The 23,486-nt window shown below is 63.9% G+C and carries 22 protein-coding genes and 1 pseudogene; 8 read left to right on the top strand and 15 right to left on the bottom strand.

What is annotated here, in order from left to right; genetic code table 11:
* Nucleotides 1–216: 216 nt before the first annotated feature.
* Nucleotides 217–1,485 (bottom strand): uracil-xanthine permease family protein, encoded by a 1,269-nt coding sequence (locus R3355_RS02260; RefSeq protein WP_318949360.1) that lies wholly within the window; start codon nucleotides 1,483–1,485, stop codon nucleotides 217–219.
* A 2-nt stretch (nucleotides 1,486–1,487) separates the two neighbouring features.
* A complete protein-coding gene (gene upp, locus R3355_RS02255; protein WP_318949361.1) occupies nucleotides 1,488–2,126 on the bottom strand; it encodes a uracil phosphoribosyltransferase in 639 nt (212 codons plus the stop codon).
* 250 nt (nucleotides 2,127–2,376) lie between these two features.
* Here upp and R3355_RS02250 point away from each other — a divergent pair, with 250 nt between their 5' ends.
* Nucleotides 2,377–2,934, top strand: coding sequence for a hypoxanthine-guanine phosphoribosyltransferase (locus R3355_RS02250; protein WP_318949362.1), 558 nt, complete (start codon nucleotides 2,377–2,379; stop codon nucleotides 2,932–2,934).
* A gap of 23 nt (nucleotides 2,935–2,957) precedes the next feature.
* Here the strand turns inward: R3355_RS02250 and dauA are convergent, their stop codons facing one another.
* Nucleotides 2,958–4,706 carry a C4-dicarboxylic acid transporter DauA gene (gene dauA / locus R3355_RS02245; RefSeq protein ID WP_318959878.1) on the bottom strand — a complete coding sequence of 583 codons (1,749 nt, stop codon included), beginning with the start codon at nucleotides 4,704–4,706 and terminating at the stop codon, nucleotides 2,958–2,960.
* A 220-nt stretch (nucleotides 4,707–4,926) separates the two neighbouring features.
* Between dauA and R3355_RS02240 the strand changes: the two genes are divergently transcribed.
* Complete coding sequence (locus tag R3355_RS02240; RefSeq protein WP_318959877.1) at nucleotides 4,927–5,214, top strand: PA4642 family protein; 288 nt, start codon at nucleotides 4,927–4,929, stop codon at nucleotides 5,212–5,214.
* 169 nt (nucleotides 5,215–5,383) lie between these two features.
* Here the strand turns inward: R3355_RS02240 and R3355_RS02235 are convergent, their stop codons facing one another.
* Genes R3355_RS02235 through R3355_RS02210 form a run of 6 tightly spaced genes read right to left on the bottom strand, consistent with a single transcriptional unit; the run spans nucleotide 5,384 to nucleotide 12,252 of the window.
* A complete protein-coding gene (locus R3355_RS02235) occupies nucleotides 5,384–6,715 on the bottom strand; it encodes a DUF58 domain-containing protein (RefSeq protein ID WP_318959876.1) in 1,332 nt (443 codons plus the stop codon).
* A gap of 25 nt (nucleotides 6,716–6,740) precedes the next feature.
* Complete coding sequence (locus R3355_RS02230; RefSeq protein ID WP_318959875.1) at nucleotides 6,741–7,772, bottom strand: MoxR family ATPase; 1,032 nt, start codon at nucleotides 7,770–7,772, stop codon at nucleotides 6,741–6,743.
* The gene (locus tag R3355_RS02225) at nucleotides 7,769–8,965 is read right to left on the bottom strand and encodes a DUF4350 domain-containing protein (protein ID WP_318959874.1); all 1,197 of its coding nucleotides are present in this window, start codon (nucleotides 8,963–8,965) and stop codon (nucleotides 7,769–7,771) included. Before R3355_RS02225 ends, R3355_RS02230 begins: the two co-directional genes overlap by 4 nt.
* Nucleotides 8,962–10,542, bottom strand: coding sequence for a DUF4129 domain-containing protein (locus tag R3355_RS02220; RefSeq protein WP_318959873.1), 1,581 nt, complete (start codon nucleotides 10,540–10,542; stop codon nucleotides 8,962–8,964). The genes R3355_RS02225 and R3355_RS02220 overlap by 4 nt, the downstream gene beginning before the upstream one ends.
* On the bottom strand, nucleotides 10,529–11,509 hold the full coding sequence (locus R3355_RS02215; RefSeq protein WP_318959872.1) for a stage II sporulation protein M: 981 nt from the start codon (nucleotides 11,507–11,509) through the stop codon (nucleotides 10,529–10,531). Before R3355_RS02215 ends, R3355_RS02220 begins: the two co-directional genes overlap by 14 nt.
* Complete coding sequence (locus R3355_RS02210) at nucleotides 11,506–12,252, bottom strand: RDD family protein (RefSeq protein WP_318959871.1); 747 nt, start codon at nucleotides 12,250–12,252, stop codon at nucleotides 11,506–11,508. The genes R3355_RS02215 and R3355_RS02210 overlap by 4 nt, the downstream gene beginning before the upstream one ends.
* Nucleotides 12,253–12,437: 185 nt before the next feature.
* Here R3355_RS02210 and sbcB point away from each other — a divergent pair, with 185 nt between their 5' ends.
* Nucleotides 12,438–13,868: an exodeoxyribonuclease I gene (gene sbcB / locus R3355_RS02205; RefSeq protein ID WP_318959870.1), complete on the top strand. Its 1,431-nt coding sequence runs from the start codon at nucleotides 12,438–12,440 to the stop codon at nucleotides 13,866–13,868.
* A gap of 121 nt (nucleotides 13,869–13,989) precedes the next feature.
* Here the strand turns inward: sbcB and mvaT are convergent, their stop codons facing one another.
* Nucleotides 13,990–14,367 carry a histone-like nucleoid-structuring protein MvaT gene (mvaT, locus tag R3355_RS02200; RefSeq protein WP_318948259.1) on the bottom strand — a complete coding sequence of 126 codons (378 nt, stop codon included), beginning with the start codon at nucleotides 14,365–14,367 and terminating at the stop codon, nucleotides 13,990–13,992.
* Between the two features lie 341 nt (nucleotides 14,368–14,708).
* Between mvaT and purU the strand changes: the two genes are divergently transcribed.
* The 3 genes from purU (at nucleotide 14,709) to R3355_RS02185 (ending at nucleotide 16,606) form a co-directional block, all read left to right on the top strand.
* Nucleotides 14,709–15,560, top strand: coding sequence for a formyltetrahydrofolate deformylase (gene purU, locus R3355_RS02195; protein WP_318948257.1), 852 nt, complete (start codon nucleotides 14,709–14,711; stop codon nucleotides 15,558–15,560).
* Nucleotides 15,561–15,606: 46 nt separating this feature from the next.
* Nucleotides 15,607–16,032 (top strand): CBS domain-containing protein, encoded by a 426-nt coding sequence (locus R3355_RS02190; RefSeq protein WP_318948255.1) that lies wholly within the window; start codon nucleotides 15,607–15,609, stop codon nucleotides 16,030–16,032.
* Between the two features lie 376 nt (nucleotides 16,033–16,408).
* Nucleotides 16,409–16,606 carry a hypothetical protein gene (locus tag R3355_RS02185; protein ID WP_318959869.1) on the top strand — a complete coding sequence of 66 codons (198 nt, stop codon included), beginning with the start codon at nucleotides 16,409–16,411 and terminating at the stop codon, nucleotides 16,604–16,606.
* Nucleotides 16,607–16,645: 39 nt separating this feature from the next.
* Here R3355_RS02185 and R3355_RS24270 read toward each other — a convergent pair whose 3' ends face one another.
* Together R3355_RS24270 and R3355_RS24265 are read right to left on the bottom strand one after the other, a co-directional pair.
* Nucleotides 16,646–17,410: a methyl-accepting chemotaxis protein gene (locus R3355_RS24270; protein ID WP_413243476.1), complete on the bottom strand. Its 765-nt coding sequence runs from the start codon at nucleotides 17,408–17,410 to the stop codon at nucleotides 16,646–16,648.
* Between the two features lie 93 nt (nucleotides 17,411–17,503).
* Nucleotides 17,504–18,523 (bottom strand): annotated as a pseudogene (locus R3355_RS24265) (cache domain-containing protein); the annotation flags it as partial.
* Between the two features lie 129 nt (nucleotides 18,524–18,652).
* Here R3355_RS24265 and R3355_RS02175 point away from each other — a divergent pair.
* On the top strand, nucleotides 18,653–20,128 hold the full coding sequence (locus R3355_RS02175) for a helicase HerA-like domain-containing protein (RefSeq protein ID WP_318959867.1): 1,476 nt from the start codon (nucleotides 18,653–18,655) through the stop codon (nucleotides 20,126–20,128).
* Nucleotides 20,129–20,184: 56 nt separating this feature from the next.
* Here R3355_RS02175 and R3355_RS02170 read toward each other — a convergent pair whose 3' ends face one another.
* The gene (locus tag R3355_RS02170; protein WP_238042327.1) at nucleotides 20,185–20,397 is read right to left on the bottom strand and encodes a hypothetical protein; all 213 of its coding nucleotides are present in this window, start codon (nucleotides 20,395–20,397) and stop codon (nucleotides 20,185–20,187) included.
* 351 nt (nucleotides 20,398–20,748) lie between these two features.
* Nucleotides 20,749–21,639 carry an aldose 1-epimerase gene (locus tag R3355_RS02165; protein ID WP_318959866.1) on the bottom strand — a complete coding sequence of 297 codons (891 nt, stop codon included), beginning with the start codon at nucleotides 21,637–21,639 and terminating at the stop codon, nucleotides 20,749–20,751.
* A 140-nt stretch (nucleotides 21,640–21,779) separates the two neighbouring features.
* Between R3355_RS02165 and R3355_RS02160 the strand changes: the two genes are divergently transcribed.
* Complete coding sequence (locus tag R3355_RS02160; protein ID WP_318959865.1) at nucleotides 21,780–22,535, top strand: FadR/GntR family transcriptional regulator; 756 nt, start codon at nucleotides 21,780–21,782, stop codon at nucleotides 22,533–22,535.
* A 28-nt stretch (nucleotides 22,536–22,563) separates the two neighbouring features.
* On the opposite strand, the gene R3355_RS02155 is transcribed toward R3355_RS02160, so the two are convergent.
* Nucleotides 22,564–23,475 (bottom strand): DMT family transporter, encoded by a 912-nt coding sequence (locus R3355_RS02155; protein WP_318959864.1) that lies wholly within the window; start codon nucleotides 23,473–23,475, stop codon nucleotides 22,564–22,566.
* Nucleotides 23,476–23,486 lie beyond the last annotated feature (11 nt).

Here is a 23,486-nt window from a genome sequence, read left to right as displayed (position 1 = left end):
TGGCGGCCCCGGGTTTTCTTTTGGCTATGGTCTGGGTTGCATCGGGGTCGCGCTGTTGTGGGCGCGCATGGTCTTTATCCGCGGATTTTGCAACTGGGCCGCCGCTGTCGCGTGCGAGCTTGATGCCTGTGTGCTCGCGTAGCCCCGGTGCAATCCGGGATCGTCCCCGGATCGCACCGCGTTGCGCCGTTGGTCCGGCTACAAAGCCGGCCCAGCCTACGAGGCCTGCTCTTCGCTCAGTGCCTTGCTGCGCCAGCCCTTGCCGCCCGGCAGCAACAGGTTGAGCGCGATGGCGATGATGCCGCACAGCGAGATGCCCTTGAGGCTGATGTCGCCGGCACCAATGACCATGCCGCCGATGCCAAACACCAGGGTCACCGCGACTATTACCAGATTGCGCGCCTCGGACAGATCGACCTGATGGCGGATCAGGGTATTCAGGCCGACCACCGCGATGGAGCCGAACAGCAGGCAGAGAATGCCGCCCATCACCGGCACCGGAATGCTCTGCAGCACGGCGCCGAATTTGCCGATGAAGGCCAGGATCATGGCGATCACCGCCGCCCAGAGCATTACCTTGGGGTTGAAGTTCTTGGTCAGCATCACCGCACCGGTGACTTCCGAGTAGGTGGTGTTGGGCGGGCCGCCGAGCAGGCCGGCGGCCGAGGTGGCCAGGCCGTCGCCGAGCAGGGTGCGGTGCAGGCCGGGCTCTTTCAGGTAGTTCTTGCCGGTCACGGTGCCGATCGCCAGCACGTCGCCGATATGCTCGATGGCCGGCGCTATGGCCACCGGCAGGATGAACAGGATCGCCCCCCAGTGCAGTTCCGGGGCGACGAAATTCGGCAGCGCCAGCCAGGGCGCGGCGGTCACCGCGGCGAAATCGACCACGCCAAACAGCCAGGCCAGCGTATAGCCCACGGCAATGCCGCAGAGAATCGGGATCAGGCGGAAGATCCCGCGGCCGACCACGGCGACGATCAGGGTGGTGAGCAGCGCCGGCAGGGAAATCATCAGGGCGATGTCATAGGGCACCAGTTGTGCGCTGGCGTCACCGGCCTTGCCCATCGCCATATTGGCCGCCACCGGGGCCAGGCCCAGGCCGATGGCCATGATCACCGGACCGATCACCACCGGCGGCAGCAGGCGGTCGATAAAACCGGTGCCCTTGAGCTTCACCGCGCCGGCCAGCAACATGTAGGCGACGCCGGCGGCAACCAGGCCGCCGAGGGTGGCCGGCAGGCCGAAATCGGCTTTGGCGGCGAGAATCGGCGCGATAAAGGCGAAGCTCGAAGCGAGAAACACCGGTACCTGGTTCTTGGTCACCAACTGGAAGATCAGGGTGCCGAGACCGGCGGTGAACAGTGCCACGTTGGGATCCATGCCGGTGATCAGCGGCATCAACACCAGGGCGCCGAAGGCCACGAAGAGCATCTGCGAGCCGGCCAGGGCCTGGCGCCAGAGAGCGTCCTGCATGTGGTCCTGCATGCTCAGGCGTCCTTCTGCTTGGTGCCGAAGATCTTGTCGCCGGCGTCGCCCAGGCCGGGAATGATGTAGCCGTGCTCGTTCAGGCGTTCGTCGATCGAGGCGGTGAAGATCATCACGTCGGGGTGGGCATCGGCCACCGCCTTGATCCCTTCAGGCGCAGCGACCAGCACCATGGCGCGGATTTCCTTGCAGCCAGCCTTCTTCAGCAGGTCGATGGTGGCGACCATGGAACCGCCGGTGGCGAGCATCGGGTCGATGATCATCGCCAGGCGCTCGTCGATTTCCGGCACCAGTTTTTCCAGGTAGGTGTGCGCCTGCAGGGTCTGCTCGTTGCGCGCCACGCCCACGGCGCTGACCTTGGCCCCGGGGATCAGGCTGAGCACGCCGTCGAGCATGCCGATGCCGGCGCGCAGGATCGGCACCACGGTGATCTTCTTGCCGGAGATTTTTTCCACCTGCACGGTGCCGGCCCAGCCCTGGATCTCGCAGTTCTCCAGGGGCAGATCCTTGGTCGCTTCGTAGGTCAGCAGGGCGCCGACTTCCTGGGCCAGTTCGCGGAAGTTCTTCGTGCTGATATCGGCGCGACGCATCAGGCCGAGTTTGTGGCGGATCAGCGGGTGGCGGATCTCGAGGACGGGCATGGCGGGGTCTCCGGCAGGACGGGTAGAAAACTGGCCTAGATTAAAGCATTGGCTTTGTCATGTGGTGGGCTGGCAAGCGAGCCTTGCTGGAGATTCGCGTTTAATATTGGCGATTCCACGCAGTTGTAGACTATTTGTCCGCAAGGGCTTGCTCAGCCGCGGGCAGGTGGGTACCTTGCCGGCTTTTATTTTGACGTGTCGATCAGCTTTCGTGCTTGTTCAGCGTTCGTTCACCCATAGAGGAAAGACCATGCCCGTCGATCTCGCGCACATCCGCCAAGTCATGCTGGATGCCGATTGCCTGTACACGGAAGCCGAAGTGGAAGCGGCCATCGACCGGGTCGCAGCAGCGATCAACGGCGAGTTGGCCGAGCGTAACCCGGTGGTGTTCTGTGTGATGAACGGTGGCCTGATCTTTTCCGGCAAGTTGCTGCCAAAACTCAACTTTCCCCTGGAGTTGTCCTACCTGCACGCTACCCGCTATCGCAACGAAACCAGCGGCGGCGAGCTGTTCTGGAAGGCCAAGCCGGAAATTTCCTTTATCGACCGCGACGTGCTGATCGTCGACGACATCCTCGACGAAGGGCACACCCTGGGCGCGATCATCGACTTCTGTCGCCACGCCGGTGCCAGCGCCGTACATACCGCGGTGCTGATCGACAAGGATCACCAGCGCAAGGCGCGGCCGGACCTGAAGGCCGATTATGTTGGCCTGCCTTGCATCGATCGCTACATCTTCGGCTACGGCATGGATTACAAGGGCTACTGGCGCAATGCCGCCGGGGTCTATGCGGTCAAGGGCATGTAGAGAGGCGCTAAGCGAACTGCGCGTTACGGGGTGGTCACCACCTCGCGCGATTCTTCCGCAGGCTGCAGCCAGCGCAGCGCCTTCGCCCGCGCCTGATCGAGGTCGCGCACATAGGCCAGTTGGCCCTCGACCCGCTGGATGCCGGCGCGGCGCAGTTGCAGGCGCACCTGCGGCGTCGGCCCGCTGAGCACCAGGCCCACGCCTTGCGCGCGGTAGTCGCGCAGTACATTGTCCAGCGCCGCCAGGGCGGTCATGTCGAGCAATGGCACGGCACTGATCTCGACGATCACCACCTTCACCCCGGGGGTGAAGCGGCGCAGTACGCTCAGGGCCTTTTCCGCCGCACCGAAGAACAGCGGACCGCGAATGGCATAGGCCAGGACGTGCTCGGGCAGGTCGCTCAACGCCTCGTGGAAGTGCCTGGGCAAGGCGGCGGTGTCGGTCAGGTCGCTCATGCGCTTGATGAACAACCCGGCGGCCAGCAGCAGGCCGACGCCGACCGCCAGCACCATGTCGAACAGTACCGTCAGCACCAGGCAGGTCAGCAGCACCAGCACATCGCTGCGCGGGGCGATGCGCAGGGTGTGCTGCACGTGACGCGCCTCGCTCATGTTCCAGGCGACCATCAGCAGCAGGGCGGCCATGGCGGCCATCGGCAGGTAGCTGAACAGCGGTGCGAGGAACAGGATGGCGATCAGCACCACGCCGGCATGGATGATCGCCGCCAGCGGTGAAAAGGCCCCGGCGCGCACATTGGCGGCGCTGCGGGCGATGGCCGCGGTGGCGGTGATGCCGCCGAACAGCGGCGCCACCAGGTTGCCGATGCCCTGGCCGAGCAACTCGCCATTGGGGTCGTGCTTGCTGCCGGTCATGCCGTCGGAGACCACCGCGCAGAGCAGCGATTCGATGGCGCCAAGCATGGCGATGGCGAAGGCCGGCGCGAGCAATTGGCGGATCAGTTCGAAGGAAATCGGCAGCGGCTGACCGTCCGCCCCGGGCAGTTGCCAGGGCCAGGCGAAACTCGGCAGGAACGGCGGGATGCCCGGGTGCTCGACGCCGTCCAGGTTGTAGCTGAAGCGCTCGCCGAGGGTCGCCAGCGGCAGGCCGTAGTGTTCCAGCAACAGCCCGAGCAGGGCACCGATGGCCAGGGCGGCCAGGTGCCCGGGGATCTTCGGTACCCAGCGCGGCCAGAGTATCAGCACGGCCAGGCAGACCAGGCCCACCAGGGTGTCGGCGAGTTGCAGGTCGGGCAGTGCCTGCAGCAGCAGGCTCAGCTGTTCCACGTAGTTGTTCGGCTGACCGAGCGGGCTCAAGCCGAACAGGTCCTTGAACTGCAGGGTGGCGATGACGATGCCGATGCCCGCGGTGAAGCCCAGGGTTACCGGATAGGGGATGAACTCGATCAGGCGGCCGGCGCGCAGCAGGCCCAGGGCGATCAGGATCAGCCCGGACATCAGGGTGCACAGCAGCAGGCCGCCGAGGCCGAATTGCTGGGTGATCGGCAGCAGGATCACCACGAAGGCCGCGGTGGGGCCGGAGACGTTGAAGCGCGAACCGCCGCACAGGGCGATCAGTGGTGCGGCGATCAGCACCGTATAGAGACCGTGCTGCGGCGCCACGCCCACCGCAATCGCCAGGGCCATGGCCAGCGGAATGGCGATGATGCCGACGGTGACGCCGGCGCTCAGGTCGCCGCGCAGGCTTTTCCAGCCATAGCCAGCCCGCAGACTCTGGCGCCAGGCGGCGAACAGCGGCGGTAAGGAAAACGACATGGGGCCTCCGGCATGGCTGCGCGGAGTATAGAGCCTGGCGCGCGGCCAGGCTGCCGACCTAAGTCGGCTGTTGGCGTAGCCGCGCCGCGTGCTACAACGTCCGGCTGTCTGGCATGTCCAGGCCGCCATCGCCATTGTCCACGCGGCTTGCGCGTTGAGCAGCGGCCTCCTGCAGAGGTACACTGCCGGCCCCGTGTGGCCTGCCGAGTTGGAGTGAACGATGCGTAAAGACAAGAAACAGGTGATTGGCGAAGAGATCGGTGACGAGCCGATCAAACTGTTCCTCGCCGTGGAGCCGGCTGACGCCACGCCGCCGTCGCTGCACAAGCTGATCAAGGCCTACCGCGGCCTGCGCATCGACGATTTCGCGCGTTTCGTCGGCTTCTTCGTCGAGGCCGGTTACGACCTCGACGCCAAGGATGCCCAGGGTCGCGACTTCATCGCCCTGATCCAGGATCAGCGCTTTGCCGAACCCTATATCGAGGTGATCAAGGCCGCCCGCGGCTGATCGAATCACGCCGTCCCGTAGGCCGGGTTAGCGGCGCCTGCCACTGAGCTGCGGACGTCGCCGTCTTCGGCCGCCACGTAACCCGGAGTGGCGCCAGGTTTGACACCGCAATGGGGGTTATGGCGCGCGGGGTTTTGTGGCCCGACCTCCGGGCCTGCATCCTGCGGCATTACAACACCCCGGCCTTCTTCCAGGCCAGGTAGCGGCTGACCAGTTGCGGGCCCAGTTCGCTGGGCCGGGCGTCGAGCACCGGCACGTTATGCGCGGCCAGGCGCTCGTGCAGACCGGCGCGGTCGTTGAGGTAATCGATCGTGCCGCAGTAGCTCAAGGCCGTGGCAAAATCCTCGACCGGCGTGTGGCGCAGGCTGTCGAGGACCTCTTCGCGCAGGCTGGCGATCAGCACGCGGTGCTGGCGGCCGATGCGTTTGACCGCGCTCAATAACTCCTCATCATCCTCGTCACGCAGATTGCTCACCAGCACCACCAGGGCGCGACGATGTTGGTGGGCGAGCAGGCTGTCGGCCGCGGCGGCGAAGTCGGCCGGTTGCAGGGTGCTGCGCAGGTCGTACACGGCGTTCAGCAGCACATTGAGCTGCGCCGGCCCTTTGACCGGTGCGAGGAAGCGCGGCTGCTCCCCGGCAAAGGTCGCCAGACCCACCGCATCGCCCTGGCGCAGGGCCACATAGCTGAGCAGCAGGCAGGCATTGAGGGCGTGGTCGAAGTGCGCCAGTTCGCCATCCTGGCTGCGCATGCGCCGGCCGCAGTCGAGCAGGAAGATGATCTGCTGGTCGCGCTCGTCCTGGTACTCCCGGGCAATCGGCGTGCGCTTGCGTGCGGTGGCCTTCCAGTCGATCTGGCGCAGGCTGTCGCCATCGCGGAATTCGCGCAGCTGATGAAACTCCAGGCCCAGGCCGCGGCGCGGGCGCTGGCGCACGCCAAGCTGGCTGAGCCAGTCGTCTACCGCCATCAGCTGCGCGCCATACAGACGGGCGAAGTCCGGGTAGACCCGGGTTTCCCCGGGCAAGGCCAGGTAGCGGCGCGCGCGCCACAGACGCAGCGGGCTGGGTAGGCTGATTTCACATTGAGCGAAGTGGAAGTGTCCGCGCACCAGCGGCCGTACCCGGTAGGTGAATAGGGTCTGCTCGCCCGGGTGCAGTTCGATGCATTGCGGCAGATGCTCGAACGCCATGCCGGCGGCTACGTGGTCGAACACCTCCAGTGCCAGGGGCTGGGCATAGGCGTGGTGCAGGCACAGGCGCACCTCGCTCCAGCGCCCCAGCGGCAGGTTGCCGGGCAGCTGGCGGTCGATCCGTGGCGACGGCCGGCGGCGCAGGCGCAGGGCATCGACCAGGGCCGCGCCGAGCAGCGCCAGCAGCGCTCCCCACCAGAGCGCGTGGAGGCTGCGTGGCACGCTCACCGCCAGGGCCTGCAAGGCGCCGAGCGCAATGGCCAGGCCGAGCAGGACGCCGAGCAGGATCAGCAGGGCGCGCGAGGGCTTCATGCGCCAGCCCCCTGGATCGACAGGTTCATAACCGCGGCGCCGGGACCTGATCGAGCAACTGCTGGAGCACCTGATCGACCGACAGGCCTTCGATATCCAGCTCCGGCGCCAGGCGCACGCGGTGGCGCAGCACGGCCAGGGCGCAGCCCTTGATGTCGTCCGGCAGGACGAAGTCGCCGCCGCGCAGCAGGGCGCGGGCGCGGCCGCCGCGGATCAGGGCGATCGAGGCCCGTGGCCCGGCGCCGAGAATCAGTCCCGGCCAGGTGCGGGTGGCGCGTGCCAGGCGCACGGCATAGTCGAGCACCTGTTCGTCGAGCGGCAGATCGCTGGCGATCTTCTGCAGGGCCAGCAGGTCCTTGGCTTGCAGCAGGGCGCGCAAGGGGCTGACGTCGAGCATGTCGGCGCGGGCCGAGCGGGTGACCTGGCGCACCATGCGCAGCTCCTCGGCCTGCTCGGGGTAGTCCATGCGCAGCTTGAGCATGAAACGGTCCAGCTCGGCTTCGGGCAGTGGATAGGTGCCCTCCTGCTCGATCGGGTTCTGCGTGGCCAGCACCATGAACGGCAACGGTACCGCCAGGGCGCGTCCTTCGAGGGTGACCTGGCGCTCCTGCATGACCTCCAGCAGCGCCGCCTGGGTCTTGGCCGGGGCGCGGTTGATCTCGTCGGCCAGCAGCAGGTTGGTGAATACCGGGCCCTTGCGCAGCTTGAACTGCTCGCTTTGCAAGTCGTACACGGCGTGGCCGGTGACGTCGCTGGGCATCAGGTCGGGGGTGAACTGGATGCGTGCGAACTCGCCACCGAAGCAGCGTGCCAGAGCGCGCACCAGCAGGGTCTTGCCGAGCCCGGGAACCCCCTCGATCAGCACGTGGCCGCCGGCGATCAGGGCGGTGAGCACATCGTCGACCACCGCGTTCTGGCCGATCAACGCCTTGTGCAGTTCCTGGCGCAGGGCCTGGGCTAGTTGGCTGGCGCGCTGGCGCTGCGACGTCGGGTTGCTCGGCGTCTGAGGCACGGCTGCGGCGGGTGGGCTCAGCGGTTCGGGCGTGTATTCGCTCATAGGGAATTCCTGAGTGTTTGCAGGTGGGCGACCTGACGGGTGAAGTCGACGGCAGACAGGCGCTGCCTGGGCAGCGGCCGCATGGCTTGGCTGATGGCGCGGCTGGGCAGGCGGGTCAGGCGTGCCAGCAGCTGCCATTGTTCGGCCACGCCGAGGCGTTCGAAACCGGGGTGACGGTGTTGCGCGCGACGCTGAATATCCTGTTGCAGGCCTTGTAGCAGACTGTGCTGGCCGCTGCGCCTGAGGAGGAAGTCGGCGCTGCCGCGCAGGTGCTCCTGCAATTGCCGGCGATTGGGGCCGGCCGGTGCTTGCAGCGGCCCCTGACGCATGCCAGCGCGCCACAGGCCGAGGCCGAGCAGCAGGGCCAGGGCCAGCAGGGCATGAGGGAAGTAGCGCAACAGCAGGCTGAACAGGCCGTCACGATCGGCATGGTAGAGCAGGGTCACGGCGCTGTCCTGACCGAGGTACCAGAGCAGCCAGGCATTGTCGTAATCGGCGATGGTCTCGTTCTGCCAGATCCAGCTGTCGCTCAGCACGCTGACCAGGCCGTCGCCATGATAGAGCTGCATCAGGTGGGTCGCCGCAGCGCTGTTGGCCCAGGCATGGGCGCGATTGTCGGCATCGTAGAGGTGAAAATCGGTATCGAAGCCGAAGTAGGCCGGGGCTTCTTCATTTTCCAGGTAGAGCCGGGTCAGTTCGGGGTAGGCGCTGGCTACGGCCCCGTCGTCGTCTTGCCGTGCGGGTTCCTCGGTCTCGCCGTCTGGCTCGTCGAGATCGTCGCTGCGGTACTGCTGAATGCCCAGGCTGTCGAGCAGCAGGTCGCCACTCTTGCCCTCATCTTCATTCCACAGGCGTTCGGCGACGAACACCAGGTGCCCGCCCGCAGCCGCCCAGGCCAGCAGGCGTTCGCTTTGCCGCGGACTCATGCGCTGGCGATCGCCGAGCAGCAACAGGGTCTGCCCGGCGCCGGGCAGGGTCGGCAGTACCTGCAGGTCAGTGGCGCGCTGCACCTGCAGGCCCTGCCGGCGCAGAAAGTGTTCGGCGGCCAGGTACGGGTTGGCCTGTACCTCGGGTGCCGGGCCGTGCTCGACAATTTCTGCATAGGGCTGGGCGCGGCTCAGCAGGTAGAGGCCGAGCAGGCCAAGGCCAAGCACAAACGCGGCGCCGAGGAGTAACTGGCGACGTCTGCTCATGGGTGCGCGCCGCCGTCGAACAGGCGCCGCCAGCCTTGGCACAGGGCCTGGCGCAGATCATCCGGTGGCAGGCGATGGCCGTAGGCGAGGTTCTGCCAGTGCAGGGTCAGGGCCTGGCTGAAGCTGCTCAGTTCGCTTTGCTCCAGACCCTGGACCAGGTTCAGCACTTCGCTCTCGGTGTGGGCGCTGTTCAGGGGCAGTCGATAGTCGTGTAGCAGGCGGCTGAGCAAGGCGCGATAGAGCAGGCCGAGGGCCGCACGCGGTTGTTCGGCCCAGAGCTGCTCGGCTGCGCCGGCGACATCCGCGGGCAGGCTTTGTGGTGCCACTTCCAGGCCGAACAGCTGGCTGCCGGGCGGCGTTGTGGCGCGCTGCGGCAGGCCCAGGCGGCCGGCGAAGGCGCCAAGCCATTGTCGATAGCGCCAGATCAGCAGGGCCACCAGTCCGAGCATGGCCGCCCAGAGCAGCGCCTCGAAAAACAGCGCAACGCCCTCGATGCTGTTCCAGAACTCGGCCAGCTTGAAGAGTTTCTCGATCAGTTCCAGCAGGCCCGTGAGTTGCTCTTCACTCAGCTCTGCGGCTTGTTCTTGTTCACCGAAGCGCCAGCGGGTAACAGTTTCGCGGTGTTCAAAGGGCGGTTGATCCAGCAGTTGTTCGATGCTGTGCTGAGCCGCCTGGCTGCTCAGTGGTTGTTTGAGCAACCGCGCGGCCTCGGGACCAATGGCATCCTCCACCGGCAGCGAGCGGCCGCCGATCTCGGCGGCCATGACGGCTGTCGGTGCCTGCAGCAGTAACAGGCCGCAACCGAGCAGCAAGGCGTAGGCCACGCCGGTCAGGCGTTGGCGCAGTTGGCGGAACACCAGTTCGATATCCCAGCCCTCCAGGGCGGTGCGCCGATTCAGGTAGAGGGTAAAGCCGCAGGCGACGTAGACCGGTTCCCAGACGATCAGCACCAGCACGTAGAGCAGATTGGACAGATGTTCCAGCCACAGCCATTCGCCAGCTGCCGCATTGACCAGGCTCTGCCAGTTCCAGTTCAGCTCGATCTGCGTCGGCAGCAACAGGTAGAACAGGCTGGCCAGACCCAGCCACAGGGCTATCTCCAGGTGCATGCCGACCACCGTCAACCAGCTCGCGGCGCCCGCTTCACGTTGACTCAGGACCACCAGGCGCTGGCTGCGCGCCTGGCCTGATAGGCCTTCCAGTTGCAGCACCGGCAGGTCGAAGCTGCGTGTGGGGCTGAGGCGGCGCCAGGTCAGGCTGGCCAGCAGTTGCGGTCTGAGCAGGCCGGGCAGGGCTTTGATGGCTTGCCTGAGGCTGGGTGTGTCGCCGAACAGGGCGCGGGCGAGGATATGCAGCGGCAGACGTTCATAGGCCGGCTTCAACCACCAGAAGGCGAATATCGCCCAGCCCGGGTAGTCCCACAGCAACAGGCAGAGCAGGGCGAACAGTGGCAGGGTAACCACGGCCCAGCTGGCCATCAGCAGGCCGGCGTGCTGGCGGGCCAGGAGCACGCCGAGATCCAGCGCTTCCCAGGGGCTGCGCGGGCGGATCGCTACGCTGGCGTCAGTCAGGCGCATGGGCACCTCGTCCGGCCAGCAGCAGATAGCCCAGCACCAGCAGCCAGAGTGTGGCGCCGACTGCATATTTGACGGTCGGCTCGGCGAAGGTCATCGACGACCAGTAGGCTTCGACGAATGCCGCCAGCAACAGCAGCACGATGACTCCGCCAACCAGACGCACGCTGCACCCGGCGGCCAGGCGCAGGGCGTCGCCGCGCGACCGGCGACCGGGCGCGAGCAGTGCCCAGCCGAGTTTGAGGCCGGCGCCGCCAGCCAGGGCGATGGCGGTCAATTCGAAGGCGCCGTGGCCGATGACGAACGACCAGAAGGTCTCGCCGTAGCCTATCTGGGTCAGGTGCCCGGCCACGGCGCCGATCATCAGGCCGTTGAACAGCAGGAAGAACAGGCTGCCCAGGCCCACTAGCAGGCCGCTGGCGAAGGTCTGAAAGGCGATGCCGATGTTGTTCATGATGTAGAAGCCGAACATCAGCCAGTCGTCGCCCGAGTGGCGTTCGCCGAAGCGCCCGAGGCGCCGGGCATCGGGGTCGTACATCTGCTCCATGCTCGCCACCTGGTCGGCATCGACCAGGCTGTAAATCAGTTCGGGGAACAGATAGACCAGCGCGCCCATGACCAGCAGGCTGCCGAAAAACACCAGGCTGGCGACCAGCACGCAGCGCCATTCGGCGCGCACCAGGCGGGGGAAGCCGGCCAGCAGGAAACCGAGCAACTGCGCGCCCAGCGGGCTGCGATGCCGATAGAACTGCTGGTGGCCGCGCAGTGCCAGTTGCTGCAACTGCTCGATCAGGTGGTTGCTGTAACCGCGGGCCTGGGCCAGGGCCAGTTGCTGGCACAGGCGCCGGTAAGCGGCGGCGAAGCCCTTGCATTGCTGGCTGTCGGCCTTGCCGCGTTCGAGCGCGTCGAGTTGTCCGGCGAAGGCTTGCCAGTCGGCCTGGTGGCGGTTTTCGAACAGGCTCTGTTTCATGTCGGCCCCAGCAGGCCGCGGGCGATGCCGTTGATCCGCTGTTCCGCCTGCTCGGCCGGGACTTGCAGCGGCTCGGCGAGAATCGCCGCCAGCTCGGCGCGGCGCTCACTGGACAGGCTGGCGCCACGCTCGGCAAAGCCGAACAGGGCGCGCTGCTCGAGCAGATCGAGGGCGAAGGGCGCAGGCAGCGGTTCGGCCTGCGGCAGGCTCGGCCGCGCGGGCAGGGTGTCGCGGTAGACCACCAGGGTGCCGGCGGCGATATCGCCGAGGCGCTTGAACGCCGGGTGATTGAGGCAGCTGAGAATGCCCAGGGTGTAGCCGAACGGCAGGATATCGACGAAGCGCAGCAGGTTGCGGGTCAGCGAGGCGGCCCAGCCGACCGGGGTGCCGTCATCGTGCACCACGCGCAGGCCGAGAATCTGCTTGCCGGGTGAGCGGCCCTGGTTGAATACCTCGAACAGCACCATGTACCACCAGGTCACCAGGAACAGCAGGATGGTCGCCAGGCCCATGCCGAACTTGCCGAGCAGACCGAGGAGGACGTACATCGCCAGCAACAGCAGGCCGCGAATCAGCAGATCGATGGTGAAGGCCAGGGCGCGCGGCACCAGGCCCGCCGGGCGCAGGAGCAGATCGATGCCTTCCGGGGTTTCCACCCGATAGCGGGTGTCCAGCAGCGCAGCTGGCGGCTGAACGGGCGGTCGAGGCGAGCGCGGAGATGGCGAGGTGGCGGAAGGCGGCATCGGCGGTCTGCGCTGGATAAACCCTGATGCTAGCCAGCGGCTGGCGGCGAAGCAACCGCTGTGCATGCAAACTGTGTTTGAGGGGGCAATCCGTGCCTGCCTCACCTCGGACTTCCCCTCGCTACGGACGGTCAAGTCCTACAGGCTGCTAGACTGGAGCCGCCCACTGCCTATAGGAAGCCGCCGTGACCTCCAGCCTGTTCTGGTACGACTACGAAACCACCGGTATCGATCCGCGCCGCGACCGGCCGCTGCAAGTCGCGGGGATTCGTACCGACGAAGACCTCAATGAAATCGGCGAACCGCTGAATATCTACTGTCAGCCCAGCGACGACATCCTGCCGCATCCGGCTGCCTGCCTGGTCACGGGCATCACGCCCAGCCAGTTGGCAGACAAAGGCTTGGGCGAGGCCGAGTTCATGGCCCGTGTGCATGCCGAAATGATCCAGCCGGGTACTTGCAGCGTGGGGTACAACAGCCTGCGTTTCGACGATGAAATCACCCGCTACAGCCTGTACCGCAATTTTTTCGACCCCTATGCCCGCGAGTGGCAAGGCGGTAACAGCCGCTGGGACCTGATCGACCTGGTGCGTGCGGCCTATGCCCTGCGTCCTGATGGCATCGTCTGGCCGGAAGAAGAGGGCCGCGTCAGCCTCAAGCTGGAGCGCCTGACCGCGGCCAACGGCATCGAGCACGGCCAGGCCCATGACGCGCTGGCCGATGTGCGTGCGACCATTGCGCTGGCGCGCCTGATTCGCAGTAAACAGCCGAAGCTGTACAACTATCTCTACCAATTGCGCAGTAAACAGCGGGTGCTCGATCAGGTTCGTTTGTTACAACCGTTGGTGCATGTTTCCGGGCGTTTCGCCGGGGCGCGGCATTACCTGGCACTGGTATTGCCGCTGGCCTGGCATCCGCGTAATCGCAATGCGCTTATTGTCTGCGACTTGCATGCCGATCCGGCACCATTGCTTGATGAAGATGGCGAGTCCCTGCGCCGCCGCCTGTATACCCGGCGCGAGCAACTGGGCGAGGGCGAGTTGCCGGTACCCTTGAAGCTGTTGCACATCAACCGTTGTCCGGTGGTGGCGCCGTTGAATGTACTGCGGGGCGAAGATATTCAGCGTTTGCAGTTGGACATGAGCGATCCCTTGTTGCAGGCCGATCGACTGGTGGCCACTCAAGCGCAATGGCGGGACAAACTCGCCCTGATATATGGCGAAGAAGGTTTTGCGCCCAGCGAGGACCCAGAGCAACAGCTATATGATGGTTTTATCGGTGACCGCGACCGGCGTTTGTGCGAGCAAGTGCGTAGCGCCGAACCCTTGCAGTTGGCTCAAGGTGTCTGGCCGTTCGATGACGCACGCTTGCCTGAGTTATTATTTCGTTACCGTGCGCGCAACTTTTCCTCGAGCCTGGACGCAGCAGAGCAGCAGCGCTGGATGATATTTTGTCAGCAGCGGTTAACTCGGCCCGAGTGCGGCGCACCTAATACCTTGGCAAATTTCGAGGCGGCAGTCGGCGAAATATTCAGTCAGTCAACGCCCAGGCAACAGGCGGTACTGACTGAATGGCGTGACTATGCTCAGCAGGTGCGCCTGCGCTATGCCCTTTAAATGAGCGTCTTGGCCATCCGGCGTTTCGCCATCAAGGCATAACGGTTACGGAACATAAAAAAACGCCAGCAAAGCTGGCGTTTTTTTTTATGCGCTGAACTCGCTGACTCAAGCGTAGAGCTTAGTCCAGCAGGGTTGCCCAGCTTTCAACAACATCGCCGCCCCACTTGGCTTTCCACTCTTTCAGGGTCTTGTGGTTGCCGCCTTTGGTTTCGATCACTTCGCCGGTGTTCGGGTTCTTGTATTGCTTAACTTTGCGAGCCCGCTTGGTCCCGGTGGTCTTGGTGCCAGCGCGCGGTGTCTTGCTGACTTTGGCGTCCGGATCGAGCATGGCAATGATGTCACGCAGGGACTTCTGGTATTCGCCCATCAGGGTGCGCAATTTGCCTTCGAATTCGAGTTCTTTTTTAAGCTTGTCGTCTTGCGACAGGTTTTTCAGGCGCTCTTGCAGCTCTTTGATGGCTTCTTCGGTGGCGCGGTATTCGTTGATCAGCGACATGTGACTTACCTTAATCTGTAGATGAGGTGATGGCGAAGTGTTAGTAATAATAGTCAGGCACTTTTGACAAGTAAACCGCTTTGCAAGAATTTGCCACGGTTTATCAAACAAAGTTTTAAATTTGCTGGCGCAATAACTCCATGAGTCAGTCTGGCGGTGTTTGTCAATTGTGCCTGGAGGTGCTCGCAAGGCCACTGTTTCCAACAAAGTCGTATAGCCATCGCCGCCGAATCGGGGGGCGGTTGGATGGCGTGGCTTGGCCGGGCCGGATGTCAGGAATACTGCAGTTTTCTCGCGCTGTGGCTAGAATGGCCGACTTTGCGATTTCTCTGGAGTGTTCCATGCGTACTTTTCGGCTGGTCATCGCCTGTCCGGACCGCGTTGGTATCGTGGCCAAGGTCAGTAACTTTCTGGCTACCTACAACGGCTGGATCACCGAGGCGAGTCATCACTCGGACAATCACAGCGGTTGGTTCTTCATGCGCCATGAGATTCGTGCCGATTCCTTGCCGTTCGATTTGCCGGGGTTTCATCAAGCCTTTGCGCCCATTGCCCGTGAGTTTTCCATGGAATGGCGGGTCACTGATTCGGCAGAGAAAAAACGCGTGGTGTTGATGGCCAGTCGCGAGTCGCATTGCCTGGTGGACTTGCTGCACCGTTGGCGCAGTGATGAATTGGACTGCGAAATTGCATGTGTGATTTCCAACCATGACGATTTGCGCAGCATGGTCGAATGGCACGGCATTCCTTATTTCCATGTGCCGGTCGAGCCACAGAACAAGCAGGTGGCCTTCGATGAAGTAGAGCGGCTGGTCAACGCGCATGCCACCGACGTCATAGTGCTGGCGCGTTATATGCAGATTCTGCCTGCGCAACTGTGTCGCGACTTCGCCCAGCGCGTGATCAACATCCACCACAGTTTCCTGCCGTCGTTCGTCGGTGCCAAGCCTTATCACCAGGCGTCCTTGCGCGGGGTCAAGCTGATCGGCGCGACCTCGCATTATGTTACCGAGGAGTTGGATGCCGGCCCGATCATCGATCAGGACGTAGTGCGCGTCAGTCATCGCGACAGCATCGAGGAAATGGTGCGTCTGGGTAAAGATGTGGAAAAAATGGTGCTCTCCCGTGGGCTACGCTATCACTTGGAGGATCGCGTATTGGTTCACGATAACAAGACGGTAGTGTTCGATTGATGGCCTGGTCGTACATTATTCAAGTGCAGGCTTAAGGAGTCCGCTGATGCTCAAATCAATCAAGGTTCGCGATTACATGACTCGCCACTTGGTGACCTTTCGCTCCGACACCGATCTGTTCACCGCCATCAATCGGCTGTTGGAACATCGGATTTCCGGCGCCCCTGTGGTCGACTCCCAAGGGCACCTGATCGGCCTGCTATCCGAGGGCGATTGCCTGCGCGGTATTCTGTCCGGGGCCTATTACGAGGCGATTGGCGGTGTGGTCAGCTCGTATATGAATACCGAGATCGAAACCATATCGCCGGAGACCGACGTGATCGAGGTGTCGGAACGCTTTTTGCGGGGACGTCTGGGGCGCCTTCCGGTGGTGGAGGGCGGGCGCCTGATCGGCCAGATCAGTCGCAGCGATGTGCTGCGTGCGGTCAAGGAGTTTGCCCAGCATGAACAGGGTAAAGTCCTTTCGCAATAAGGGCGCCAGGGAAGCTGACGGGCTTGGCCGGTTCAAGCCCGACATGCCGAACGCTTGGCCTGCCGGAAGCCGCAGGCTGTCCTGCTAGCATGACCTGCAGGCCGCCTGCGCGTTGCTCACGTTGGTCAGGTCGCGTTGATAAAGAGGCGCGGCGGAGAACATTTGGTTCTTCGCATTTTTGTGGGGAAAGTGGGCTAGACACCAGGCTGGCAAGTTTGTGTTTCGGATCACAGCGCTCTCTGCTTCTGGAGCAGGTTCATTAGCGTGTCGATCCAGGGTTCTGGTTTTGCCCCTCACGGGCGAGTCCGGTGTCAATCGGCACTGCCCCTAAATTCCGTGAAGAACCTAGCATTTGCCCCCAGCCGAGGACCACAGCATGCAGGACCCCCGCGATCGTGCCGCTTCGACGCCGCCGGCGACCCAGGGCGAAGGCTGTGTCAGGCGCTATGACCTGGATACCCTGAGCCCGGAGAGTGGCAGCGAATTTGCCGATGCCGCCGAACTCTGGCGGCAATTGCAGCAGGAAACTGGTGAGCAGCCGGCAACAGACCCCAGTACAAAACAGCTGAAATAAACAGGGCGCCGAATAGGCGCCCTGTTACTGCCGCAGGTTTCAGATGCGGAAACTGTCGACCAGTAGTTTCAGGCGCGAAGCCTGTTGTTCCAGGTCGCCGCAAGCCCGTAAGGTGGCCTGCAGGTTTTCCACGCCATCCTGGTTGAGGGTGTTGATCTCGGTGATGTCCATGTTCAGCGACTCGATCACCGAGGTCTGCTCTTCGGTGGCGGTGGCCACCGACTGGTTCATGCCGTCGATCTCGCCGATGCGCAGGGTCACGCTGCTCAGGCGCTCGCCGGCCTGGTTGGCAATCTGCACGCTTTCTTCGCTGTAGCGCTGACTCTCGGTCATGGTGGTGACCGACTCGCGCGAGCCGACCTGCAGTTCCTCGATCATCTTCTCGATTTCCTGTGCCGACTCCTGGGTGCGGTGTGCCAGGTTGCGTACCTCGTCGGCGACCACGGCAAACCCGCGACCCGCTTCACCGGCCCGGGCCGCTTCGATGGCGGCGTTGAGCGCGAGCAGGTTGGTTTGCTGGGAGATGCTCTTGATCACCTCGAGAATCTGGCCGATGTTCACCGTCTTGCCGTTCAGGGTTTCAATGTGGCCGCAGGAGGTGCGGATCTTGCTGGACAGGTCGTTCATCGCATGGATGGTTTTTTCCACCACCTGGCGGCCATCCTCGGCCTGTTCCCGGGCATCGGAGGCCTGGGTCGAGGCGTCCGCGGCGTTGCGCGCGATTTCCTGGGCGGCGGCGCCCAGTTGGTTGATCGCGGCGGCCACGCTATTGGTGCGGCTGGCCTGTTCGTCGGAGTTGATCATTGAGGAATTGGAGGCGTTGACCACCAGCTTGGCTACTTCGTTGACCAGGTGGGTGGCCGAAGACACTTCGCGGATCGAGCCGTGAATCCGTTCGACGAACTGGTTGAAGGCTTTGCCCAAAGCGCCGAATTCGTCATTGGACTGGATCGCCAGGCGTTGGGTCAGATCGCCGTCGCCCTGGGCGATGTCTTGCATGGTTTTGCTCATCAAGGTCAGCGGTTGTAGCAGCAGGCTGATCAGCATGCTCAGCAGGAGGATGATCAGCACCACCGCGATCAGCGTGGCGACCAAGGCCGAGGCACGGAAGTCACGCAGTGCTGCATAGGCCTTGGCCTTGTCGATGGACAGGCCGATGTACCAGTTGACCGAGGGCAGACCCTTGACCGGGGCGAAAGTGAGGATGCGGGTCTGGCCGTTGGCATCGGCCTCGCTGAGCTCGCTGCCAATGCGCGGGGTGTTTTCGGGGAAGACGTCGCCAAGGCTTTTCATCACCAGGCTTTGATCCGGGTGCACCAGGATTTTTCCATCGGCGCTGACCAGAAAGGCATAGCCGATGCCGTCGAAGTCCAGCGAGTTGATGATGTCGACCAGGGTCTTCAGGCTCAGGTCGCCGCCCACTACGCCCGCGGGTTTGGCCGGGGTGGCGATGGTGATGATCAGCGCGCCGGTAGCCGCATCCACGTAGGGTTCGGTGAGGGTGGTGGCGCCGGCAGCCATGGCGTCCTTGTACCAGGGCCGTACGCGCGGGTCATAGTCGTCCGGCATCTTCTCGTCCGGGCGCATGGTGAAGGCGCCGTCTGCGCTGCCCAGGTAGCTGAAGGCGAAGGTCGAGGTCAGGGCTTTCTGTTCCAGCAGGCTGACGACCTGCTCCGGGTCGCTGTTTCTGGCAATCGACTGGGCGGCGCTTTCCACCAGCAGGATGCGTCCCGACAGCCAGTTCTGGATATTGCTGGCGGTGACGTCGCCCATTTCCTGCAGGTAGTTTTCCAGGTTTGCACGGATCGCATTGCGTTGCAGGTAGTCGTTGTACAGGGTGAACAAGGAGAAGGCGGCGATCACCACCAGCGAGGCGGCCAGGAGAATCTTGTGACTGAATTTCAAATTATTATTCATGACTTCTTGCGTCCGGTAATGTCTGGAACCAGTCTTGGGCTGGTGCGCGGCACTGGTAGCGCCGGTAAATCGGCGTCAGCAATTATGTCGGCATGGTGCGAGCAAAGCTTTAACTCAGGAGACATATAAATGCCTGCAGCAAACCAGTTGGTTCTTGGCGCCGACCTCGGCGGTCAACCCGTCGGCCAGTTGTTGCGCCTGGCCAATCGTCATGGCCTGGTGGCCGGGGCGACCGGCACCGGCAAGACGGTGACTCTGCAGCGCCTGGTGGAAGAGTTCAGTGATGCCGGTGTGGCGGTGTTCGCCGCGGATGTGAAGGGCGATCTGTGCGGACTCGGCGCCGTCGGGGCGCCGCAAGGCAAGGTGGCCGAGCGCATCGCCAGCATGCCCTGGCTCGAGCACCGGCCGACGGCCTACCCGGTTACGCTATGGGATATCCACGGCCAGAGCGGTCATCCGCTACGGACCACCCTCAGCGAGATGGGGCCGCTGTTACTCGGGGCCTTGCTGGAGTTGACCGACAGTCAGCAGGCCGCCCTCTATGCGGCGTTCAAGGTGGCGGATCGCGAAGGCTTGCTGCTGCTCGACCTGAAGGATCTGAAAGCCCTGCTGGCCTACCTGAAGAGCAATCCGGCGGTGCTCGGCGAGGACAGTGCACTGTTCACCACTACTTCTGCCCAGGCCCTGCTGCGTCGCCTGTCGAGCCTCGAGCAACAGGGCGCCGAAGCCCTGTTCGGCGAGCCTGCGCTGCAGCTGGAGGACATTCTGCAGCCGGATCGCGACGGTCGCGGGCGCATTCATCTGCTCGATGCCAGCCGTCTGGTGCATGAGGCGCCGAAGGTCTACGCGACCTTCCTGCTGTGGCTGCTGGCCGAGTTGTTCGAGCAGTTGCCGGAGCGCGGCGATGCCGACAAACCGTTGCTGGCGCTGTTCTTCGATGAGGCGCACCTGCTGTTCGCCGACACCCCGAAAGCCCTGCAGGAGCGCCTGGAACAGGTGGTGCGGTTGATTCGTTCGAAAGGCGTCGGCGTCTACTTCGTCACCCAATCGCCCAGTGACCTGCCCGATGACGTGCTGGCCCAGCTTGGTCTGCGCATTCAGCACGGCCTGCGCGCCTTCACCACCCGGGAGCAGAAATCCCTGCGCGCAGTGGCCGACGGTTTTCGCCCCAATCCCTCGATCGATACCCTGGCAACCCTGACCGAACTGGGTATCGGCGAGGCCCTGGTCGGCACCCTGGAGGAGAAGGGGACGCCGGCGATGGTCCAGCGCGTGGCCATTGCGCCGCCACAGTCGCGCATCGGCCCGTTGAGCGAGAGCGAGCGGGCCGCACTGATTCGCCAGTCGCCGCTGGCCGGGCGCTACGACAAACCGGTCGACCGCGAGTCGGCCTACGAACTGCTCAGCGCCCGTGCCGCACAAGCCAGTGCCGAGGCGGCGGCGCAGCAGCAAACCAAAGCGAGTCCCGCAGGCGGCATCGGCGACATGCTGGGCGGCCTGGCCGGTCAGGTGATGAAAAGCGCCGTACGCCAAGCAGCCAACCAGCTTGGTCGGCAGTTGGTGCGCGGTCTGCTGGGCTCGTTGCTGGGCGGCAAGGGGCGATAACGCCACAAGCCTCGATTATCGACCGTTACGCCTGCAGAGCCGTTCTGCAGGATCGGTCAGCCGCTGTGCTCGTCGGGTTTGGCTTGCAGGTCTTTCTCGATCTTCTCGATTTCTTTTTCAAATGCTTGGTCAAGAAGGTTGGCCTTCTTGCGCCAGGGCTTGCGCTCGGGATCCGGTTGAGCGGCGTAAGTAATGATTTCTCCGCCTTGTACATCCATGTAACGCTGCGCCTGGCGCTCGAGCTCGGCGCGCAGTTCGTCTTTCGTCACGTGATTACCCATGGTTATGAAGAGTAGTGCGATGACAACGTAAGGCATTGGCCTTACTGCTACGGTCATCGATTTATTGGCTGTGGCAATGGCTGATACAGCTATCGAACACTCCTCAATGCATCATTTTGAGGAGTAATATTCGTTGAAAACAAAAGCTTGGAATAATTAAGCGAAGGCTTTCAACTGTGCCGTTGCATACAGCTGAATACAATTATGGTCAACGCCGTTTAAAAGTCTAGAGAGGGGTTGGATCGCCTTGGCTAGACGGGCGGCCACTATGAGTTTTGTCTGACACTGAATAAGACCGTTATGTTCAACTCAACACTCGATAGTGCCTCAGGCAGGCATTCAACTGTGGCCCAGTGGCCGGTACTGCAAGCCGAAGTTCAGGCTGGTGGATTGTCCGTGGCGCAGTAAACGCAGGCCAGGGCGGCCAGGCAGGTGATGGGCGTTGACCGGATGGCTGACCGGCTCGAAACAGAAGAAGTTCTGTTTGGTTGGGCTTTGCTCGGTTGGACAATAGAGCAAGTAATACGGGCTATCGCTGCAACAGTCGAGTTGGTAACCGGCATCTTCCTGAATGATCTGGAATTTACCATTCCAGCCGGCAAAGGCGTTATCGACCTGCTGCATGGGTAAGTGGCGAGCCTGCTCGAAGTTCCAGGCGGCTGGCAGGGTAGCGAGTTCCGTGGACAGGCGACTCTGGTCACACTGCCAGACTTGTTGTGCCGCGGCGCGCAGGCGGGTGTGTGCGGTGCGCGGGAAGTAGGGGTGCCAGCCCAGACCATGCCAGGCGGCGCGTTCGTCCAGATGGGTGACCTTTAGCTCAATGTCGAGCCGCCCGCCGTGCAGGCGAAAGCGCTGCACCGCGCGATAGGCAAAGGGCAGTTGGCTGTCCAGTTGCAGGACGATTTCAGTCGCGCTCTGTGCGCTCACCTGCCAGGGCTGTTGCCAGGCGCTGCCGTGGATCGGCAAGGGGTCGCTGGGGCTGTTGGCGGTCAGATCGAACCAGCCATCGGGGCCGGCAAAGCCACCGTCGGCGATGCGATTGGACCAGGGCACCAGCGGGTAGCAGGCCAGCCGCCGTGGCGTGGCGGCGTCGAGCGCCCGCTGGTCGCTGGGGCGCAACAGTGCCTGACCAGTGGTCGTGACCGACCAGTTGGCGATACTGCCGCCCAGCTCGGGGGCCAGGCTCAGACGGGTGATGCCGTCGTCGAGGCTGAGGAGTGTCGCTGTCATCGGGTTCCGCCTTGGCCAGTAGCGGCCTTGAAAGTGGGTGATGTCGTTGCCGCACACGGCCGATGCGTGACCGGGGGTGTCATCGTACAACTGCTGGGATATGATGGCAGCCTAGCCGTCAGCCGAGAAAGATCTCCGATATGGACACTCAGAACAGCCCACCGCGCGTACGCAGAAAGCATCGCAGCCTGGCCCAGGAACTGGTGACCGAGCTGTCCCAGCGGATTCGCGACGGTGTGATCAAGCGCGGCGACAAGTTGCCGACCGAGTCGGCGATCATGGAAGAGCAGGGCGTCAGCCGTACCGTGGTGCGCGAGGCGCTGTCGCGCTTGCAGGCGGCTGGCCTGGTGGAAACCCGCCACGGCATCGGCACCTTCGTGCTGGACACGCCGAGCCCCAGTGGTTTTCGCATCGACCCGGCGACCATCGTCACCCTGCGTGATGTGTTGGCGATTCTCGAGTTGCGCATCAGTCTCGAGGTCGAGTCGGCGGGGCTGGCCGCGCAACGGCGCAGTGCCGAGCAGCTGACGGCCATGCGCGAGGCCCTGGATGCCTTGAGCCAGAACGTCACCCACTCCGGCGATGCGGTGGCTTCCGACTTCCAGTTCCATCTGCTGATCGCCGAGGCCACCGGCAATCGCTACTTCACCGACATCATGAGCCACCTGGGCACCAGCATCATCCCGCGCACCCGCCTGAATTCGGCGCGCATTGCCCAGGACGATCAGGAACATTACATGGCGCGCCTGAGCCGCGAGCACGAACAGATCTTCGAAGCCATCGCCCGCCAGGATTCCGATGCGGCCCGCGCGGCCATGCGCCTGCACCTGACCAACAGCCGCGAACGCCTGCGTCAGGCCCATGAGGCGGCAGAGGCGCAGGCGCTGCAGGGTTGATGGCGGCCGATAGTTCAAGTGGGCCCTGCTAGGCCTGGCGCTTATAAGCCAGGAGGACGATACCGCTGACCACCAGCAGGCCGCCGAACATCTGCAGGCCATTGAGCAGTTGATCGAGAATCAGCCAGCCGAACAGCAGGCCGGCCACCGGTTCGATATTCATCACCGGGGCATTGCGCGCGATATCCAGGCGGGTGACCAGGATAAACAGCGCGGAAAACGCCACGCCATACAGCAGCACCAGGCAGCCCAGGGCGATCCAGCCGGCAGTGGCGTTGGGCAGGTTCATCCCGCCCGGTAGCAGGCCACCGGCCCCGGCCAGGGCCGATGCGGCGAACACCACCAGCATGGTCAGCATGCTGCGCACCGCGCCCGGCATGCCGCTGAGCCGGTTTCCGGTGATCCACAGGGCGCAGGCAAATGCCGCCGCTCCGGTCAGACCGAACAGCACCCCTTCGATCCAGCGCCGGTCGATTGCGGCCGGTCCGGACAGCTGCTGCGGCAGGTCGAGCACGAACACCAGCCCCAGCAGGATCAGCCCCATCAGCCAGGCCGCGCGGCGGGTCGGCCGCGGTCCGCCCAGGGCCCAGGTCAACAGCGCCAGCAGAATGGGCGCCAGGTTGACCACCAGCAGCGCCAGGGCCACCGGAATCCGCGCCACCGCCGAGTAGATGCAGAAACTCTGCACCGCGATCAGCAGGCCCAGCATCAACTGCCAGCCCCAGGTTTGGCGGCGCATCCTCAGCGATTCGCCGCGCCACAGCACCAGGGCGGCGAGCGCCAGCAGGGTCACCCCGGAACGGCAGAGCATCGCCAGCAGCAGGCCGGTGTCATGGTCGAAGGCGATCCGCGCGGAAATATGGTTGCCAGCGAAGGAGCAGGCCAGGGTGGCCAGGATCAGTGCGGCGATATGCCGGGGGAAGGGTGTGGCGGCAGGCATGGCGGAGGTTA

It is taken from the genome of Pseudomonas sp. (assembly GCF_033723075.1).
Lineage (GTDB): Bacteria > Pseudomonadota > Gammaproteobacteria > Pseudomonadales > Pseudomonadaceae > Aquipseudomonas.
Note: the sequence above shows the minus strand (reverse complement) of the source record. Positions and strands in the feature narration are given on the sequence as shown.